Below are 17,571 nucleotides of genomic sequence, written 5' to 3' on the forward strand. Positions count from 1 at the left end.
GTGCGAAATCGGTGCGAATTTGGGGACACCACAGGACACTTTAGGGCAAGAAAAAACCGCCACAGACTGAGGTTTTCAGTGTGTGGCGGTGTCTTGTATGGTGGAGCTGGCGGGAATTGAACCCGCGTCCGTAAGCCTTCGTCGAGCAGATCTACATGTTTAGCGTTCTGGTTTGAATCTCACCTGCTATATCGCGCAGACGCACGCTACATAGTAAGCCAGTACCCTATTTTCTTGTCATCTGCCAAGGCACCCGGCAGACGACCAGCTGATGAAAATTCCCTTGCAGCCTGGAGGTATTGCTACCCCCTTGCCCAGCCCATCAGCGTGCTGTTGCAAGGCTCACCGGATTTAAGCGGCGAGTGCGAAACGTTCGTCGTTTGCAGTTAGTTTTTTGAATGGAGATTTACGAGCGTCACTCAAGCTCGACATGCACCACACCGATCCCGAACCCACGTCGAAACCAGGACAGCCCCATGGCATCTATTTTAGGACAGATTCAGCCGTTTCAAGAGCTCGTGGGGAGATTCGATGACATCATCTGCCTGCCAATGGGCAACAGATTGCTTTTCGCCCAGGTAGCCATAGACAGCAGCCACGGTATACATGCCCGCAGCCTTGCCTGCCAGGATGTCGCGCTCATCGTCACCCACGTATACACACGACTCAGGCGCAACACCAATACGGCGAGCCGCTTCAAACAAGGGTTCAGGATGTGGCTTGGCGTGCGGCGTGGTGTCGCCACTGACGACTGCCCCCGCCGTCGCAAACAGGCTCATCTTCCGGGACAGGGGCTCCGTAAAACGCTTGGACTTGTTGGTAACCACGCCCCACTGCAATTGGCGCGTCACGATATTTGCCAACATTTCTGAAACACCATCGAAAACCGTGGTGTCCTGCGTCATACGGCGTTCGTAGTTCTGAAAGAACTCTTCACGCATGACGGGGAATTGCTCATCTTCCGGGTGCAGACCAAAGGCAACACGCAGCATTCCTCTTGCGCCTGAGCCTGCAAAAGGACGGTAATCCGCCATAGGCAGCGAGGGCAAGCCACGCACCACGCGCATCTGGTCCGCCGCAGCCCCCAGGTCAGGGGCACTGTCGATCAAGGTACCGTCAAGATCAAACAAGATGGCTTGGATGGAATTTTTCAGGCGGCCGAGCGACATCAGACTGGCTTTCGGGTTGCAATCATGTAATTGACACTGGTATCGTCATTGAGCCAGTAGCGCTGCGTAAGTGGGTTGAACTGCAAGCCCTTGCTGTGCTCCAGCACCAAACCTGCATTGCGGCAGTAGCCAGCCAATTCTGCCGGGCGGATGAATTTGGCGTACTCGTGGGTTCCTTTGGGCAGCATCTGCAGCAGGTATTCGGCCCCTACGATTGCCAGCGCAAAGGCTTTGGCATTGCGATTGATGGTGGAGAAAAACACCCACCCCCCAGGCTTGACCAGGTCGTGGCAAGCTTTGACCACCGAAGCCGGGTCAGGTACATGTTCCAGCATTTCCATGCAGGTCACCGTATCAAAGCTCTCGGGTTGCAGCATCGCCAGGGCTTCGACAGCGATTTCCTTGTAAGCCACATTGGGTGTCTGGGCCTCTAAAGCGTGCAGTTGCGCAACACGCAAGGCCTTGGCGGCCAGGTCAATACCCGTGACGGTTGCACCCTTGCGCGCCATGGAATCACTCAGAATGCCACCGCCACACCCTACGTCAAGAACGGTCTGACCTTGAAGGGGACTGTAGGTGTTGATCCAATCCAGGCGCAAGGGGTTAATCTGGTGCAGAGGTTTGAATTCACTGTCCGGATCCCACCAGCGCATGGCGAGTTCGGAAAACTTGGCCAATTCGGCCGGATCGGCGTTCACTGTCTGGTTCATGGCCTCATTGTCCACCATCTGCAAGTCGGTGAAGGCATAAAAAAAGCCCCATTGCTGGGGCTTTTTTGCGAATGGGCAAGAGAATTACTTCTGGGTGCCCACCACTTCGATTTCCACGCGACGGTTCTTGGCGCGGCCAGCAGCAGTCTTGTTGTCTGCCACAGGTTGCTTTTCGCCCTTGCCTTCGGTGTACACGCGGCTCTTGTCGATGCCCTTGGACACCAGGTAAGCCTTCACAGCTTCAGCACGGCGCACAGACAGCTTCTGGTTGTAAGCATCGGTACCGATGGAGTCGGTGTGACCCACAGCAATGATGACTTCCAGGTTGATGTTCTTCACCTTGCCGGCCAGATCGTCCAGCTTAGCCTTGCCTTCTGGCTTCAGCACCGACTTGTCGAAGTCGAAGAATGCGTCAGCAGCGTAGGTAACCTTTTGGACGGTTGCAGCTGGAACAGCAGCTGGAGCAGGAGCTGCGCCAGGGGCTGCAGCAGGAGCTGGAGCCGCAGGAGCTTCAGCTGCCTTCACCAGAGCGCCATCGCAACCTTCAGCTGCGGTAGCAGGCGTCCAGTTGGCATCACGCCAGCACAGTTCGTTGGTACCGTTCTTCCACACCAGCTCGCTGGTGCCGTTTTGCCAGTTATCAACAACTTTGCCGCCGTCAGCAGCCTTAATTTGTGCTCCAGCGGCGGTTGCAAGCGCTGCAGAGGCAAACAACATCGCCACTTTGTTCAGTTTCTTCATGGTTCTCCTCTTGGGGAAAAAGCCGCAGCCGCGCTGCGAATCAAGACGTCGTCAGTGACCATCACCAAAAACGTTCTTACTTATTGTGCCATAGGCGTACCGGATCGCCATAGTTATCTGTAGCACCAAGGGTAAGACAAAAGCGCATTGGGCCTAGAATGTTGCCAGCATGCAACATCAGCTTGCGCCTAAAATGCCTGTTGTACTTCGTCACTCATGTCAGATCTATGACCCAGTTTGCAAAAGAAACTCTGCCCATCAGTCTCGAAGAGGAAATGCGCCGCAGTTATCTCGATTACGCGATGAGCGTGATCGTTGGCCGCGCACTCCCCGATGCACGCGATGGCCTGAAGCCAGTGCATCGCCGGGTTCTGTATGCGATGCACGAACTCAACAACGACTGGAACCGTCCCTATAAGAAATCGGCGCGTATCGTCGGTGACGTGATCGGTAAATACCACCCGCACGGCGACCAGTCGGTGTATGACACCATCGTGCGGATGGCCCAGAACTTCTCCATGCGCCACATGCTGGTGGATGGTCAGGGCAACTTCGGCTCGGTCGATGGCGACGGTGCCGCCGCCATGCGATACACCGAAATCCGCCTCTCCAAGATCGCCCACGAGATGCTGGCCGATATCGACAAGGAGACCGTGGACTTCGGCCCCAATTATGACGGCAGCGAGAGCGAACCGCTGGTGCTGCCCAGCCGCCTGCCCAATCTGCTGGTCAATGGCTCCGGCGGTATCGCGGTCGGCATGGCCACGAATATTCCACCGCACAATCTGAATGAAGTGGTGGATGCCTGCCTTCACCTGCTGCACCATTCCGATGCCACTTTGGATGATTTGATGGAGATCGTGCCTGCGCCAGATTTCCCGACAGCCGGCATCATTTATGGCATCAACGGTGTCAAGGAAGGCTACCGCACCGGCCGTGGCAAGGTAGTGATGCGCGCCAAAGTGCATTTTGAAGACATCGACAAGGGCCAGCGCCAATCCATCATCGTTGATGAACTGCCCTACCAGGTCAACAAGAAGACCTTGCAGGAGCGTATGGCCGAGCTGGTGCATGAGAAGAAGATCGAGGGCATCAGCCACATCCAGGACGAGTCGGACAAGTCTGGCATGCGCCTGGTGATCGAGCTCAAGCGCGGCGAAGTGCCCGAGGTGGTGCTGAACAATCTGTACAAGCAGACCCAGCTGCAAGACACCTTCGGCATGAACATGGTGGCGCTGATCAATGGTCAGCCCAAGCTGTGCAACCTGAAGGATCTGATCAAGGTGTTTCTGGAGCACCGCCGTGAGGTGGTCACCCGTCGCACCGTATTCGAGCTGCGCAAGGCACGCGATCGCGGCCATGTGCTCGAAGGTCTTGCCGTGGCACTGGCCAATATCGACGACTTCATCGCCATCATCCGCAACGCGCCTACACCCCCTGTGGCCAAGGCCGAGCTGATGAACCGCAGCTGGGACAGCCAGTTGGTGCGCGAGATGCTCACCCGCACGCGCGCCGATGGAGGCGTCGTCAACGCCGATGACTACCGCCCCGATGGCCTGGAAGTCGAATTCGGCATGCAGCAGGATGGCCTGTACCGCCTGTCGGAAACCCAGGCCCAGGAAATCCTGCAGATGCGCTTGCAGCGCCTCACCGGCCTGGAGCAGGACAAGATCGTGGCCGAATACAAGGAGATCATGGCGGTCATCGAAGACCTGCTGGATATTCTGGCCAAGCCCGAGCGCGTCTCCACCATCATCGGTGAAGAACTGGTAGCACTGAAGACCGAATTTGGCCAAACCAAGCTGGGCGCCCGCCGCAGCCTGGTGGAATACAGCGCGCAGGATCTGTCCACCGAAGACCTGATCACACCTACTGACATGGTGGTTACGCTCTCGCATACGGGCTATATCAAGAGCCAGCCCTTGTCCGAGTACCGTTCGCAAAAGCGTGGCGGCCGCGGCAAGCAGGCCACCGCCACCAAGGAAGACGACTGGATCGATCAGCTTTTCATCGCCAATACGCACGATTACCTGCTGTGCTTCTCCAACCGTGGGCGCCTGTACTGGCTCAAGGTCTGGGAAGTGCCTGCAGGCTCGCGCGGCTCGCGCGGCCGCCCTATCGTCAACATGTTCCCGCTGCAGGACGACGAGAAGATCAACGTGGTGCTGCCCCTCACCGGCGAATACCGCAGCTTCCCCGCCGACCACTATGTGTTCATGGCCACCAAGATGGGTACGGTCAAGAAGACCTCGCTGGATGAATTCAGCAACCCTCGCAAGGCCGGCATCATCGCCGTGGGCCTGGACGACGGCGACTATCTGATCGGCGCGGCGCTCACCGACGGCAAGCACGATGTGATGCTGTTCAGCGATGGCGGCAAGGCCGTGCGTTTCGACGAAAACGATGTGCGCCCCATGGGCCGCAACGCCCGCGGCGTGCGCGGCATGAACATCGAAGACCACCAGAGCGTGATCGCCATGCTCGTGGCCGACGCCGAATCGGCCGATGCCATGCTGTCCGGCGACGTGGAAACCGCCGCGTCCTCCAGCGCCCAAAGTGTGCTGACTGCTACGGAAAACGGCTATGGCAAGCGCACACATATCAGCGAATACACGCGCCACGGCCGTGGCACCAAGGGCATGATTGCGATTCAGCAGTCCGAGCGTAACGGCAAGGTGGTGGCAGCCACCCTGGTGAGCCCGGATGACCAGATCATGCTGATCACAGACACCGGTGTACTGGTGCGCACCCGGGTGGCCGAGATTCGCGAGATGGGCCGCGCCACCCAAGGCGTCACGCTGATCAGCCTGGACGAAGGCGCCAAGCTCAGCGGCCTGCAGCGCATCGTCGAAAACGATGCGCAGGCCGATGAAAACGCGGAAGGCGCCGACAGCGAGGGAAGCGAAGGAAACGCAGACGACACGCCCGCAACCGAGTAAGCCCTGAACAAGCCATGTTGCGACATGGCTTTTTCTTCGATTGATTTGCTCCTTTTTATATAGCTACTACCGCCCCATGGTTGGGCGCAAGAGGCCTTTTTGATGCAACGCCCCTATAACTTCTCGGCCGGACCGGCCGCCATCCCTGAAGAAGTGCTGCAGACGGCAGCCGCCGAAATGCTGAACTGGCATGGTTCGGGCATGAGCGTGATGGAAATGAGCCACCGTGGCAAGGAGTTCATCTCCATCGCCGAGAAGGCCGAAGCCGATTTCCGCAAGCTGCTCGCCGTTCCCGATAACTTCCACATCTTGTTCATGCAAGGCGGTGGCCTGGCGGAAAACGCCATCGTGCCGCTGAACCTGTCGCAAGGCGGCGCGGTCGATTTTGTGGTGACAGGCAGCTGGAGCCAGAAGTCCGTCAAGGAAGCGGGCAAGTTCTGCGATGCGCAGACGGCTGCGAGCGACGAGGCGCAGGGTTTCACCCACATCCCCACTGCGGCAGGCTGGAAGCTGCGCGACGACGCGCAGTATGTGCACATCTGCAGCAACGAAACCATTAACGGCGTCGAATTCCAGGATCTGCCTGATCTGGCTGCACTGGGCAGCAAGGCGCCGCTGGTGATTGATTTCTCGTCGCACGTCGCATCGCGCCCCGTGGAGTGGAGCCGCGTCGGCCTCGCCTTTGGCGGCGCGCAAAAGAACCTGGGGCCTGCGGGCCTCACCCTGGTGGTGGTGCGTGACGACCTGCTGGACCGTGCCATGGCCGCATGCCCCAGCGCCTTCAACTACCGCCTGGTGGCCGACAACCAGTCGATGTACAACACTCCGCCCACCTGGGGCATCTACATTGCAGGCTTGACCTTTGACTGGATTTTGCGCCAACGCGAAGGCGAGCTGACCGGCGTAGCTGCGCTGGAGGCCCGCAACCAGGCCAAGGCACAGTTGCTGTACCGCGCGATCGACGGCTCACAGCTGTACGAAAACCGCGTGGCGCATGACTGCCGCTCGCGCATGAATGTGCCCTTCTTCCTCAAGGATGAATCACGCAACCAGGCATTCCTGGATGGCGCCAAGGAGCGCGGCTTGCTGCAGCTCAAGGGCCACAAATCGGTAGGCGGCATGCGTGCCAGCATCTACAACGCCATGCCGCTGGCCGGCGTGCAGGCTTTGGTTGATTACATGCAAACTTTCGAAAAACAGGCTTGAGTTACAAGCCCCAGGCTTTTACCCGGAGACATTCCTGAGCTATTCTTGCAGGCTGGCGCACGCGCCCTGCGTGGCCTGACCTGCACCAGTACCCATGAGCAACCAACCCCAAGCGTCCCCCGAACTCGCCGCACTGCGTGTACAGATCGACAATCTGGACACCCAGCTTCTGACCTTGCTGAACCAGCGCGCCCTGGTGGCCGAACGCGTTGGGGAGCTCAAAAAGCGCGAAGGCACGCCCTTCTTCCGCCCCGACCGCGTCGCCCAGGTCATCCAGAAGATCGAAAACGCCAACCCCGGCCCGCTGAAGAATGCGCATGTCTCAGCCATCTGGCGCGAGATCATGTCGGCCTGCCTGGCACTGGAATCCCCCCAGCGCGTGGCCGTGCTCGGGCCTGCAGGCACCTTCTGCGAAGAAGCTGCCATCCAGTACTTTGGCGGCGCCGCCGACATCAAGTACTGCAACAGCTTTGAAGAGGTCTTCCACTCCACCGCTGCCGGCAGCTCGCAATTTGGCGTGGTGGGGGTGGAAAACTCCAACGAAGGCGTGGTAACGCGTTCGCTGGACATGTTCCTGCACACGCCCTGCCATGTGGTCGGCGAGGTCAGCATGCTGATTCGCCACAACCTGATGCGCACCAGCAACTCGCTCGAAGGCATCGAAGTGGTCGCAGCCCACCCCCAGGCGCTGGCGCAGTGCCAGGGCTGGCTGTCCAAGCACCTGCCCAACGCCGAGCGCCGCCCGGTCGAGAGCAATGCCGAAGGCGCGCGTCTGGCCGCGCTCAACCCCAACTGGGCCGGTATTGCCGGTGAGCGTGCAGCGCAGCAGTTCGGCCTGCATATCGTCAGCCACGCCATCCAGGACGACGCCTACAACCGTACGCGCTTTGCCATCATCTGCCTGCCGCACACGCTGACCATGCCGCAACCCTCGGGCAAGGATTGCACGAGCCTGATCGTCTCGGTACCCAACCGCCCGGGTGCAGTACACGACCTGCTGGTGCCGCTGTCCAAGCATGGCGTGTCGATGACCCGCTTCGAATCACGCCCTGCCCGCACCGGCCAGTGGGAATACTATTTCTACATTGATCTCGACGGCCATCCCGCCCAGCCCAATGTCGCCAAGGCCCTGGAAGAGCTGCGCGAGCTGTGCGCCTTCTTCAAGATGCTGGGCGCCTACCCTGTGGGAGCTTGATTGGTGAAAAAGTTTGAACACATGGCGCTGATCGGCTGCGGGCTGATGGGCGGCTCGTTCGCGCTGGCCGTCAAGAGGGCGGGGCTCGTCAAACGCGTTGTGGGCTACAGCAAGTCGCCCTCCACCACCAGCCGCGCGCGCCAGATGGGCGCCATCGATGAAGAGGCCAGCTCGGCCTTGATCGCCGTATCGGGCGCCGATCTGGTGGTTCTGGCGATTCCAGTCGCATCGACCGAGCCCACCTTGCGCACCATCAAGCACCTGATCCAGCCCAGCACCCTGGTCATGGATGTGGGATCGACCAAGGTGGATGTGGTGAACGCCGCGCGCAGCGCGCTCAAGGACCGTTTTGGCTGCTTTGTGCCTGCGCACCCCATCACGGGCAAAGAGGTATCGGGCGTCGACCATGCAGACGTCAACCTCTACAACGATGCCCAGGTGGTGCTCACGCCAACCGAGCTGACCAAGGTGGCCCAGTTGCGCCAGGCCGAAGCCCTGTGGAAGGGGTTGGGCACGCACGTCACCAGCATGTCGCCGGAAATGCACGATGCCGCCCTGGCTGCCAGCAGCCACGCGCCGCACCTGATCGCCATGGCCTACATGAATGCGATTCTCGCGCAAGAAGACGGCCACCGCATCCTGTCGCTGGCGGGCCCCGGTTTCCGCGATTTCACCCGCATTGCCGCTGGCGAGCCCAATATGTGGCGCGATATCTTCAGCGCCAACCGCACCGAGATCCTTCAGCAGATTCACTACCTGCAGCACATGCTCGGGCGCTATGAAGCGGCCCTGATGACTGACAACCAGGCCGCCGTCGAAAGCCTGATCCGCAGCGCCTCGGACACCCGTGCGCAATGGAAGCCAGGCAAGCTGTATACGCCAGAATCGCTATCCAAAACCAAGCCCACGGCCTGAGCACCTTGACGCCTGCAGCCACCGCAGGCGGTCAGCCGATAGAGGGCGGAGTGGCAGCTTGTCGCAACGCCGCCTTCGCTGGCAACGCTGGGGCAAGCAAGGGGTCGTGGAGCGAATTTTGAATATTTTCAGGCAACCGCTGACTGGGTCAGTCGCCTAAATCATTTTGAATAAAATTGGCCCCCAGCGCCCGCCATCTGTGCGCAATAACTCCTAAAAGCAGAGCAAATCATGTTCACCACCGCTTTTCTTGACATTCCCGCACTGCAAAGCGCCAATGGTGAAGTGCAGTTGCCCGGCTCCAAAAGCATCTCCAACCGCGTGCTGCTGCTCGCTGCGCTGAGCCAGGGCACCACCACCATCCACGACCTGCTCGACTCCGATGACACCCAGGTCATGCTCAAAGCCCTGGAGCAACTGGGTTGCGCCGTGGTGCGCAGCACCGATCCGGCGCACCTCAACAGCTACCACGTCACCGGCCTGGGCGGTCATCTGGCACCCGCGACGGCAGCACGCACGCTGCAGCTCTTCCTCGGCAACGCTGGCACCGCCATGCGCCCACTGACGGCTGCGCTGGCACTCCTGGGCGGCAATTTCGAGATGAGCGGCGTCGCCCGCATGCACGAGCGCCCGATTGGCGACCTGGTCGATGCACTGCGCCAGCTCGGCTGCAGAATCGACTACTTGGGCAACGAAGGCTACCCGCCACTGCGCATTCACCCGGTGACATCAGCCCAGCTGCACCTGCAGGCGCCCATTCCTGTGCGCGGCGATGTATCCAGCCAGTTCCTGACAGCCCTGCTGATGGCGCTTCCGCTGGTGGCGCGCCAGCAGGATGTGACCATCGAAGTGGTGGGAGAGCTGATCTCCAGGCCCTACATCCACATCACGCTTGAGTTGCTCCAGCGCTTCGGCATTGCTGTCAAAAATGATAGCTGGCAGCGCTTTACCATTCCAGCAGGCAGCCATTATCAGTCGCCACGCGAGATCCATGTGGAGGCCGATGCCTCGTCGGCCAGCTACTTCATCGCGCTGGGCGCCATCGCCGCAGGCAAGAGCAGCAAGCCCGGCCCCAACAACTCCACCATCCACATTGACCGCAGCGTCAAGGTGCTGGGTGTGGGTGCCCAGTCCATCCAGGGCGACATCCGCTTTGTCGATGCCGCGCGGGCCATGGGCGCAGCTATCACCAGCGGCCCCAACTGGCTGGAAATTCGCCGGGGCACCTGGCCATTGCAAGCCATCGACATGGACTGCAACCACATTCCCGATGCCGCCATGACCCTGGCGGCCATGGCGCTGTATGCCAACGGCACCACCACCTTGCGCAATATTGCCAGCTGGCGCGTGAAAGAGACCGACCGCCTGGCCGCCATGGCCACCGAGCTGCGCAAGCTCGGCGCCACCGTCGAGGAAGGTGCCGACTACATCAGCATCACACCGCCCGCGAATCGCGAAGCCTGGAAGCCCGCCAGCATCCACACCTATGACGACCACCGCGTTGCCATGTGCTTCTCGCTCGCAGCCTTCAACCCGGCGGGCGTGTCAGTACGCATTGAAGACCCCAAGTGCGTGGCCAAAACCTTTCCAGGCTATTTCGAAGCACTGTTTTCTGCCGTGCGCCCCGTGCCCGGCAGCGTGCCCGTGATCTGTGTGGACGGCCCCACCGCCTCGGGCAAGGGCACTGTGGCATCTGCCGTGGCTGCTGCACTGGGCTACCACCTGCTCGACTCGGGCGCGCTCTACCGCATCACCGGCCTGGCTGCCACGCGCGCGGGCATCCCCATCGATGCCGATCACGCCGGCCAGATCGCTGCGCTGATTGCCCAACTGGATATCACTTTCACATCTGACCAGCGCGTGCTGCTCGATGGCGAAGACATCAGTCTGGCCATTCGCTCCGAAGAGGCTGGCATGAACGCGTCACTTGTCTCCGCCCTGCCCGCCGTGCGCCAGGCACTGGTACAGATGCAGCACGATTTTCGGCAGCTGCCCGGCCTTGTGGCCGACGGCCGCGACATGGGAACCGTGATTTTCCCCCTCGCCCCACTCAAGGTCTACCTGACGGCGAGTGCCGCCCAGCGCGCGCAGCGCCGTCATAAACAGTTGATAGAAAAAGGAATACCGGCTACAATAGCCGACCTTCGTGCTGACCTTGAGGCGCGCGATGCGCGCGACATGAACCGCGCCACCGCCCCGCTGCAAGCTGCACAAGATGCTCTCCTGCTCGACAACTCCGACATCACGGTTGAAGAAGCCGTGGCCCAGGTGCTGGCGTGGTGGGAAAAGCGCCAACCGTTTGCCGCAGTGGCGGCCCACTCCCAGGCCAGCGCCTGAGAGTGTGGTTTTTGCCCTGATGCAAGCGGTTTGCAAGGCCCCGGCCGCCTTCCACTGGTGCGTTCCATACCGCCATGGGTAGCCGGGTTGTTTAACTTTTAACCTGCGGAACCTCCGCAACCTGCATAGCCAGCCTTAAAAACGATAGCAATAGTGCTAACGGAAACCTGACTATGTCTAAGGAAACACATGTCTGAATCTTTTGCCGCCCTTTTTGAAGAGTCGTTGACACGCACCGAAATGCGTCCTGGCGAAGTCATCACCGCTGAAGTCGTGCGCGTTGAGCACAACTTTGTCGTGGTGAACGCCGGCTTGAAGTCGGAAGCCTATGTGCCAATCGACGAATTCAAGAACGACCAGGGCGAAATCGAAGTCCAAGTGGGTGACTTCGTGTCCGTGGCCATCGGCTCCATCGAAAACGGCTACGGCGACACCATCCTGTCGCGCGATACCGCCAAGCGTCTGGCCTCGTGGCTGTCGCTGGAAAAGGCGCTGGAATCGGGCGAATTCGTGACCGGTACCACCTCCGGCAAGGTCAAGGGCGGTCTGACCGTTCTGGTCAACGGCATCCGCGCATTCCTGCCCGGTTCGCTGATCGACACCCGTCCTATCAAGGACCTGACCCCTTACGAAAACAAGACCCTGGAATTCAAGGTCATCAAGCTCGACCGCAAGCGCAACAACGTGGTGCTGAGCCGCCGCGCTGTGGTGGAAGCCTCGATGGGCGAAGAGCGCGCCAAGCTGATGGAAACCCTGAAGGAAGGCTCCATCGTTCAAGGCGTGGTCAAGAACATCACCGAATACGGTGCGTTCGTGGATCTGGGCGGCATCGACGGTCTGCTGCACATCACCGACATGGCATGGCGCCGCGTGCGTCACCCATCCGAAGTGGTGACCGCTGGCCAGGAAATCACCGCCAAGATCCTGAAGTTCGACACCGAGAAGAACCGCGTGTCCCTGGGCCTGAAGCAAATGGGCGACGATCCATGGCTGGGCGTGTCGCGCCGCTACCCATCGAGCACCCGTCTGTTCGGCAAGGTCACCAACATTGCCGACTACGGCGCGTTCGTGGAACTGGAACCAGGCATCGAAGGTCTGGTGCACGTTTCCGAAATGGACTGGACCAACAAGAACGTTGCACCTTCCAAGCTCGTCTCCCTGGGCGACGAAGTCGAAGTCATGGTTCTGGAAATCGACGAAGACAAGCGTCGCATCTCCCTGGGCATGAAGCAATGCAAGGCCAACCCATGGCAAGAATTTGCACAGAACACCAAGCGCGGTGACCGCGTGAAGGGCCCGATCAAGTCGATCACCGACTTCGGCGTGTTCGTGGGCCTGGCCTCGGGCATCGACGGCCTGGTGCACCTGTCTGACCTGTCGTGGAACGAAACCGGCGAAGCCGCTGTTCGTAACTACAAGAAGGGCCAGGAAGTGGAAGCCATCGTGCTGGCCGTGGACGTGGACCGTGAGCGTATCTCGCTGGGCATCAAGCAGCTCGACAGCGACGCCTTCACCACGTTCGCTACCGTGAACGACAAGGGCCAGATCGTGACCGGCAAGGTCAAGTCTGTGGATGCCAAGGGCGCTGAAATCGACCTGGGCGACGACATCGTCGGCTACCTGCGTGCTTCGGAAATCTCCCAAGACCGCGTGGAAGACGCTCGCTCGGTGCTGAAGGAAGGCGAAGAAGTGACCGCCGTGGTGATCAACGTGGATCGCAAGAGCCGCAGCATCTCCCTGTCGATCAAGCAGAAGGACCACGCTGAGCAGCAAGAAGCCATGGCTTCCCTGTCGCACCAGTCGTCCAAGGAAAATGCTGGTACCACCAGCCTGGGCGCTCTGCTGCGCGCCAAGCTGGACGCCGACAAGTAATTGACGGCCCCTGCTACCGACATACCTTGCGCAGCTTGGTATAGTCGGTAGCCAGCATTCAAGGTGGGCGCCCAGTGCGCCCATCTACGTTTTGCGTATATAGATTACTGAAGATTCCCATTCGTATGACCCGATCCGATCTGATTGAAGAGCTTGCCGAACGTTTTCACCAGCTGACCCAGCGGGATGCGGAGCAGGCTGTCAAAACGATTCTCGAGGCCGTCGAAGATTCCCTCGTGCGCGGCCAGCGCATCGAGATCCGTGGTTTTGGCAGTTTCACCATTACCCACCGCCAGCCCCGTCTGGGCCGCAACCCCCGCAGCGGCGAAGCCGTGCAGGTGCCAGCCAAGCGCGTTACGCATTTCAAGCCAGGCAAGGCGCTGCGTGAAGCCGTGGACGACCCCGCCAACATCCTGGCATCGGCCAGCAACCCACAAGCCCAGTCGCAGAACGACGACGAATAAGACAGCTTGCGCCGTGGCAAGCCACGCACCTGATCACTAGATGGATCACGATCAACAACGCTCCCGATGGAGCGTTTTTTATTGCTCGTCTGTTCCAGAGCAATAAACATTCAGGATACCCAATGGCGTCCGCGGTTTCGGGTGCTTTTTGCGCCCTGTTTTACAGATGTGACAAACCGGCATGCCGCTGACGCGCTATGCTGGGGCGGTACTGTAAAAATTCATAGCAATCCACGCATATGCACCAAGCGCAAAGCAGTATTTTCACCAATATCTCCCGCCGCCAATGGCTGCAGTGGCTCGCTGCCACAGGCCTGGGCAGCATGTCACTCGCTGGTCAGGCCGCCTTGGCGATTGCTGCCTGGCCGGTCAGCGAGCAACTCTTTGGTCTGGGCGTAGCCAGTGGCGAGCCCGCCAGCGACAGTGTGGTGCTGTGGACGCGGCTCCTGCCCAGCCCGCGCATGCCCTTGCTTGCGCCGCAAGCGGTACAGTGGGAAATCGCGCACGACGCGCAGTTCCAGCACATCGTGCAAAAAGGTGAAGCGCTGGCCTCGCCAGACTGGGGCCACAGCGTGCATGTACTGGCAAGCGGTCTGGCACCTGACCGCTGGTACCACTACCGATTTCATTGCAATGGCCAGACCAGTGCCGTTGGCCGCACCCGCACAACACCCGCAGAAGGCGCACCCGTGCAGCGCATGCGACTCGTGTTTGCCTCTTGCCAGCGCTGGGAACACGGCTACTACGCGGCCTGGCGCCACGCGCGGGCGGACAATCCGGATCTGGTGGTCTTTTTGGGTGACTACATCTACGAATACGCATCACCCAAAGCCGATGCCACCGATGCAAAGACGCAGTCGCTGCTCTCCGAACTGGCGCGCCTGCAACCGCTGCCCTACCCGCGCAGCCTGAACGACTACCGTGACCGCTACGCGCTGCACAAAAGCGATCCCGATCTGCAGGCCATGCACGCCCACTGCCCTTGGGTCATGACCTGGGACGACCACGAGGTGGAAAACGACTACGCAGGACTGGATGGCGTGGGCAATGCCACCGCCTTTGCCGCCAAGCGCCTGGCAGCCTACCAGGCCTTTTACGAAAACATGCCGCTGCGCGCTGCCGTAGCCGCCAAGGCCGACGCCCCAGTCAGCTCGGCCCTGCGCCACATGCAGGTCTACCGCCGGTTCAGTTGGGGCAATCTGGCTGATCTGATGGTGCTCGACGCTCGGCAGTACCGCGACATACAGGCTTGCCGCACACCGGGTGCAAAAAGCAACGGCGCCGTCCATGCGGATGACTGCCCCGATCTGGCCCGCAACGCCCGCAGCTTTCTTGGGTGGGAGCAGGAGCGCTGGCTAGCCGAAAATCTCAAGAACAATAGCGCTTCGCGCCCATCCAGCAAACGCTGGAGCGTGATTTGCCAACAAACCCTGTTTGCCCCGCGCCACTACCTCAATGGCCGCACCAGCACCGACAGCTGGGACGGCTACCCCGCTGCGCGCCAACGCCTGATCCGTGCCATCGACCAGGCTGCACTGCGCAACACCGTGCTGCTGGGCGGTGACATCCACCAGAACTATGTCTGCCGCATCGACAACCCCGAAGCCGAGGGCCGCGCGCCCCGGGTGGTGGCGAGCGAATTCTGCGGCACCTCCATCACATCGCACTCCGGCACCACACAGGCCCGGGTCGATGCCGTCGTTGCACGCAACCCACACGTCCTGTTTGCTCGCTGCGATGAACGCGGCTATGGCCTGTGCGATATCACCCCCACGCTCTGGACCACACAGCTGCGAGCCGTCGATGACCCGCTGCGCCCGGACAGTGGCGCCCGCACCCTGGTGCGCTTTGCAGTGGAAGACCGCGTGGCCGGGCCGCAACTCGCCTGAAGCACGCCCCAGAGAAATCGTTTACATCTGGATGCGTGTGTCGGTGCAGTCCCGCAATGGCTTATCCGGCAGAGCAGGTAGGATGCAGCATCCCACTACAGATATAGAGAAGGAACACCGCCATGGCACACCAGACACCACAGAATCTTGAAGCCAGAAGCAAGGCACGCCGACCGATCACGCGGGGCGCGCGGCATGCGTTGCAGATCAGCACACTGGCGGCGGCCGCCCTGCTGGCTGCATGTACCAGCACCCCTTCTCTCCACTACACGCCCCCTGCCGCAGCCGACCAGCCCGAAGGCAGCTCCGGCTGGACCGACAAGCCCGGCTGGGCCAACGAAAAGTACGCCGTGGCTGCGGCCAACCCGCTGGCAACGGATGCAGGCTTTCAGGTTCTCAAGGCCGGAGGCAGCGCCATTGATGCCGCCATTGCTGTGCAACTGGTGCTCGGCCTGGTCGAGCCGCAGTCCAGTGGCATCGGCGGCGGCGCCTTCCTGCTGCATGCCCAGGGCAGCAAGGTCGAAGCCTATGACGGCCGCGAAGTCGCCCCCATGGCCGCCGATGAAAACCTCTTCATGAAGGACGGCAAGCCCATGGTCTTCCACGATGCTGTCGTGGGCGGCCGCTCGGTAGGTGTGCCCGGCGCCATCCGCATGCTGGAGCTGGCGCACAAGGAGCATGGCAAGCTGCCCTGGGCCACCTTGTTCGAGCCCGCCATCAAGCTGGCGAGCGACGGCTTCAAGGTCAGCCCTCGCCTGAACGCACTGACTGCACAGGAAAAATTTCTGGGCCAGGATACGGTTGCCAGCAGCTATTTTCTCGATGCCAACGGCAAACCCTGGCCCGTAGGCCATGTGCTGAAGAATCCGGAGTACGCAGCGGTTCTGAAAGACATTGCCAAGAACGGCTCCAAGGCCTTGCTGGAAGGCCCCGTGGCAGAGGCAATCGTGCGCAAAGTGCAAGGCCACGCCACCAACCCCGGCAAGATGACGGCAGCCGATCTGGCCGCCTACCAGCCCGTCAAGCGCGAGGCGCTGTGCAGCGACTACAGTCCGCAGGCTCCAGGCAACGCGGCTGGCAACCCTGCTGCTACACGCAGCTACCGGGTGTGCGGTTTTCCTCCACCCAGCTCGGGCGCCATTGCGGTGGGGCAGATCCTGGGCATACTGGGCAACACCCCGGCCAAGCAAATGGCGCTGGGCGCCGATGGCCTGCCCACTGCCGACTGGCTGTACCTGTACGCCGAAGCATCGCGCCTCGCGTTTGCAGACCGCAACCAGTACGTGGCCGACCCTGCTTTCGTAAAGGCCCCGGGCGACGACTGGCACAACATGCTGCGCCCGCAATACCTGGCCGAGCGCGCCAAGCTGATCGGCGCGCAAAGCATGAAGCAGGCCCAGCCCGGCCAGCCCGGCGCCGTGAAAATCGCCTACGCCACCCAGCCCTACCAGATGGAATATGGCACCAGCCACATCAGCATCGTCGATGCCTATGGCAATGCGATTGCAATGACCACCACCATTGAAGACCAGTTCGGCTCGCGCCAGATGGTGAACACCGGCCGGGGCCTGTCCGGCGGATTTCTGCTGAACAACGAGCTGACCGACTTCAGCCTGGCACCGCGCGATGCCCAGGGCCAGCCCATCGCCAACCGGGTCGAGCCCGGCAAGCGCCCTCGCTCGTCAATGGCGCCCACGCTGGTGTTCGACAAAGCCACCGACAAGCTGGTAGTGAGCGCCGGTAGCCCTGGCGGCGCCTGGATCATCCACTACACCGCCAAAACGCTGTACGGCATGCTCAACTGGGGCCTGATGCCGCAGCAAGCCATCAACCTGCCCAATTTCGGCAGCCTGAACGGACCCACGGTGCTGGAGGAAAAACGCTTCCCTGCCGCAACGGTGGAAGCCTTGGCCAAGCGCGGCGCCGAAGTCAAGGAACAGAACCTGACCAGCGGCCTGCAAGCGATATCGCGCGGCGAGGCCCATGGCAAATCGCTGTGGTTCGGCGGCGCAGACCCGCGGCGCGAAGGCGTGGTGATGGGGCAGTAAGGCCTCGGCGCCCTGCATGAAAAAGGAGCCTGCGTGGCTCCTTGTCTATTTCAAGCGCATGGATATACGCACCGATACGTGCACCA

12 protein-coding genes and 1 other RNA gene are annotated in these 17,571 nt (G+C 60.9%); 9 read left to right on the forward strand and 4 right to left on the reverse strand.

Annotated elements, in window-relative coordinates; translation table 11 throughout:
- Positions 1 to 98 precede the first annotated feature (98 nt).
- From ssrA to ompA, 4 genes are all read right to left on the reverse strand, one after another.
- Positions 99 to 476, reverse strand: a transfer-messenger RNA (tmRNA) gene (gene ssrA, locus ABIE32_RS08405).
- A 12-nt stretch (positions 477 to 488) separates the two neighbouring features.
- A complete protein-coding gene (locus ABIE32_RS08410; protein WP_429015247.1) occupies positions 489 to 1,169 on the reverse strand; it encodes an HAD family hydrolase in 681 nt (226 codons plus the stop codon).
- Complete coding sequence (gene ubiG, locus ABIE32_RS08415; protein ID WP_429015248.1) at positions 1,169 to 1,879, reverse strand: bifunctional 2-polyprenyl-6-hydroxyphenol methylase/3-demethylubiquinol 3-O-methyltransferase UbiG; 711 nt, start codon at positions 1,877 to 1,879, stop codon at positions 1,169 to 1,171. The genes ABIE32_RS08410 and ubiG overlap by 1 nt, the downstream gene beginning before the upstream one ends.
- 84 nt (positions 1,880 to 1,963) lie before the next feature.
- The gene (gene ompA, locus ABIE32_RS08420) at positions 1,964 to 2,620 is read right to left on the reverse strand and encodes an outer membrane protein OmpA (RefSeq protein WP_317986707.1); all 657 of its coding nucleotides are present in this window, start codon (positions 2,618 to 2,620) and stop codon (positions 1,964 to 1,966) included.
- A 227-nt stretch (positions 2,621 to 2,847) separates the two neighbouring features.
- Here ompA and gyrA point away from each other — a divergent pair, with 227 nt between their 5' ends.
- The 9 genes from gyrA to ABIE32_RS08465 all read left to right on the forward strand — a co-directional run bounded on the left by gyrA (position 2,848) and on the right by ABIE32_RS08465 (position 17,485).
- Positions 2,848 to 5,559 carry a DNA gyrase subunit A gene (gene gyrA / locus ABIE32_RS08425; protein WP_429015250.1) on the forward strand — a complete coding sequence of 904 codons (2,712 nt, stop codon included), beginning with the start codon at positions 2,848 to 2,850 and terminating at the stop codon, positions 5,557 to 5,559.
- A 102-nt stretch (positions 5,560 to 5,661) separates the two neighbouring features.
- Positions 5,662 to 6,765 (forward strand): 3-phosphoserine/phosphohydroxythreonine transaminase, encoded by a 1,104-nt coding sequence (serC, locus tag ABIE32_RS08430; RefSeq protein ID WP_429015252.1) that lies wholly within the window; start codon positions 5,662 to 5,664, stop codon positions 6,763 to 6,765.
- 94 nt (positions 6,766 to 6,859) lie between these two features.
- Positions 6,860 to 7,960, forward strand: a complete 1,101-nt coding sequence (gene pheA, locus ABIE32_RS08435) for a prephenate dehydratase (RefSeq protein ID WP_224149591.1) — start codon at positions 6,860 to 6,862, stop codon at positions 7,958 to 7,960.
- Positions 7,961 to 7,981: 21 nt separating this feature from the next.
- A complete protein-coding gene (locus ABIE32_RS08440) occupies positions 7,982 to 8,875 on the forward strand; it encodes a prephenate dehydrogenase (RefSeq protein ID WP_224152700.1) in 894 nt (297 codons plus the stop codon).
- Positions 8,876 to 9,106: 231 nt separating this feature from the next.
- Complete coding sequence (locus tag ABIE32_RS08445; RefSeq protein ID WP_429015253.1) at positions 9,107 to 11,212, forward strand: bifunctional 3-phosphoshikimate 1-carboxyvinyltransferase/cytidylate kinase; 2,106 nt, start codon at positions 9,107 to 9,109, stop codon at positions 11,210 to 11,212.
- 189 nt (positions 11,213 to 11,401) lie between these two features.
- Complete coding sequence (gene rpsA / locus ABIE32_RS08450; protein ID WP_224149593.1) at positions 11,402 to 13,084, forward strand: 30S ribosomal protein S1; 1,683 nt, start codon at positions 11,402 to 11,404, stop codon at positions 13,082 to 13,084.
- Between the two features lie 125 nt (positions 13,085 to 13,209).
- Complete coding sequence (locus ABIE32_RS08455) at positions 13,210 to 13,548, forward strand: integration host factor subunit beta (protein ID WP_224149594.1); 339 nt, start codon at positions 13,210 to 13,212, stop codon at positions 13,546 to 13,548.
- A 239-nt stretch (positions 13,549 to 13,787) separates the two neighbouring features.
- Complete coding sequence (locus ABIE32_RS08460) at positions 13,788 to 15,437, forward strand: alkaline phosphatase D family protein (protein WP_429015254.1); 1,650 nt, start codon at positions 13,788 to 13,790, stop codon at positions 15,435 to 15,437.
- Positions 15,438 to 15,559: 122 nt separating this feature from the next.
- Complete coding sequence (locus tag ABIE32_RS08465; protein ID WP_429015256.1) at positions 15,560 to 17,485, forward strand: gamma-glutamyltransferase family protein; 1,926 nt, start codon at positions 15,560 to 15,562, stop codon at positions 17,483 to 17,485.
- Positions 17,486 to 17,571 lie beyond the last annotated feature (86 nt).

The organism is Comamonas sp. 4034, assembly GCF_050434545.1.
In the GTDB taxonomy this organism is placed as follows: Bacteria; Pseudomonadota; Gammaproteobacteria; order Burkholderiales; family Burkholderiaceae_C; genus Comamonas; species Comamonas odontotermitis.

What these genes read in the sequence shown, in the direction of transcription:
- ABIE32_RS08410 (WP_429015247.1), bottom strand. Translation starts at nt 1,169, where the DNA reads ATGTCGCTCGGCCGCCTGAAAAATTCCATCCAAGCCATCTTGTTTGAT.
- ubiG (WP_429015248.1), bottom strand. Translation starts at nt 1,879, where the DNA reads ATGAACCAGACAGTGAACGCCGATCCGGCCGAATTGGCCAAGTTTTCC.
- ompA (WP_317986707.1), bottom strand. Translation starts at nt 2,620, where the DNA reads ATGAAGAAACTGAACAAAGTGGCGATGTTGTTTGCCTCTGCAGCGCTT.
- gyrA (WP_429015250.1), top strand. Translation starts at nt 2,848, where the DNA reads ATGACCCAGTTTGCAAAAGAAACTCTGCCCATCAGTCTCGAAGAGGAA.
- serC (WP_429015252.1), top strand. Translation starts at nt 5,662, where the DNA reads ATGCAACGCCCCTATAACTTCTCGGCCGGACCGGCCGCCATCCCTGAA.
- pheA (WP_224149591.1), top strand. Translation starts at nt 6,860, where the DNA reads ATGAGCAACCAACCCCAAGCGTCCCCCGAACTCGCCGCACTGCGTGTA.
- ABIE32_RS08440 (WP_224152700.1), top strand. Translation starts at nt 7,982, where the DNA reads ATGGCGCTGATCGGCTGCGGGCTGATGGGCGGCTCGTTCGCGCTGGCC.
- ABIE32_RS08445 (WP_429015253.1), top strand. Translation starts at nt 9,107, where the DNA reads ATGTTCACCACCGCTTTTCTTGACATTCCCGCACTGCAAAGCGCCAAT.
- rpsA (WP_224149593.1), top strand. Translation starts at nt 11,402, where the DNA reads ATGTCTGAATCTTTTGCCGCCCTTTTTGAAGAGTCGTTGACACGCACC.
- ABIE32_RS08455 (WP_224149594.1), top strand. Translation starts at nt 13,210, where the DNA reads ATGACCCGATCCGATCTGATTGAAGAGCTTGCCGAACGTTTTCACCAG.
- ABIE32_RS08460 (WP_429015254.1), top strand. Translation starts at nt 13,788, where the DNA reads ATGCACCAAGCGCAAAGCAGTATTTTCACCAATATCTCCCGCCGCCAA.
- ABIE32_RS08465 (WP_429015256.1), top strand. Translation starts at nt 15,560, where the DNA reads ATGGCACACCAGACACCACAGAATCTTGAAGCCAGAAGCAAGGCACGC.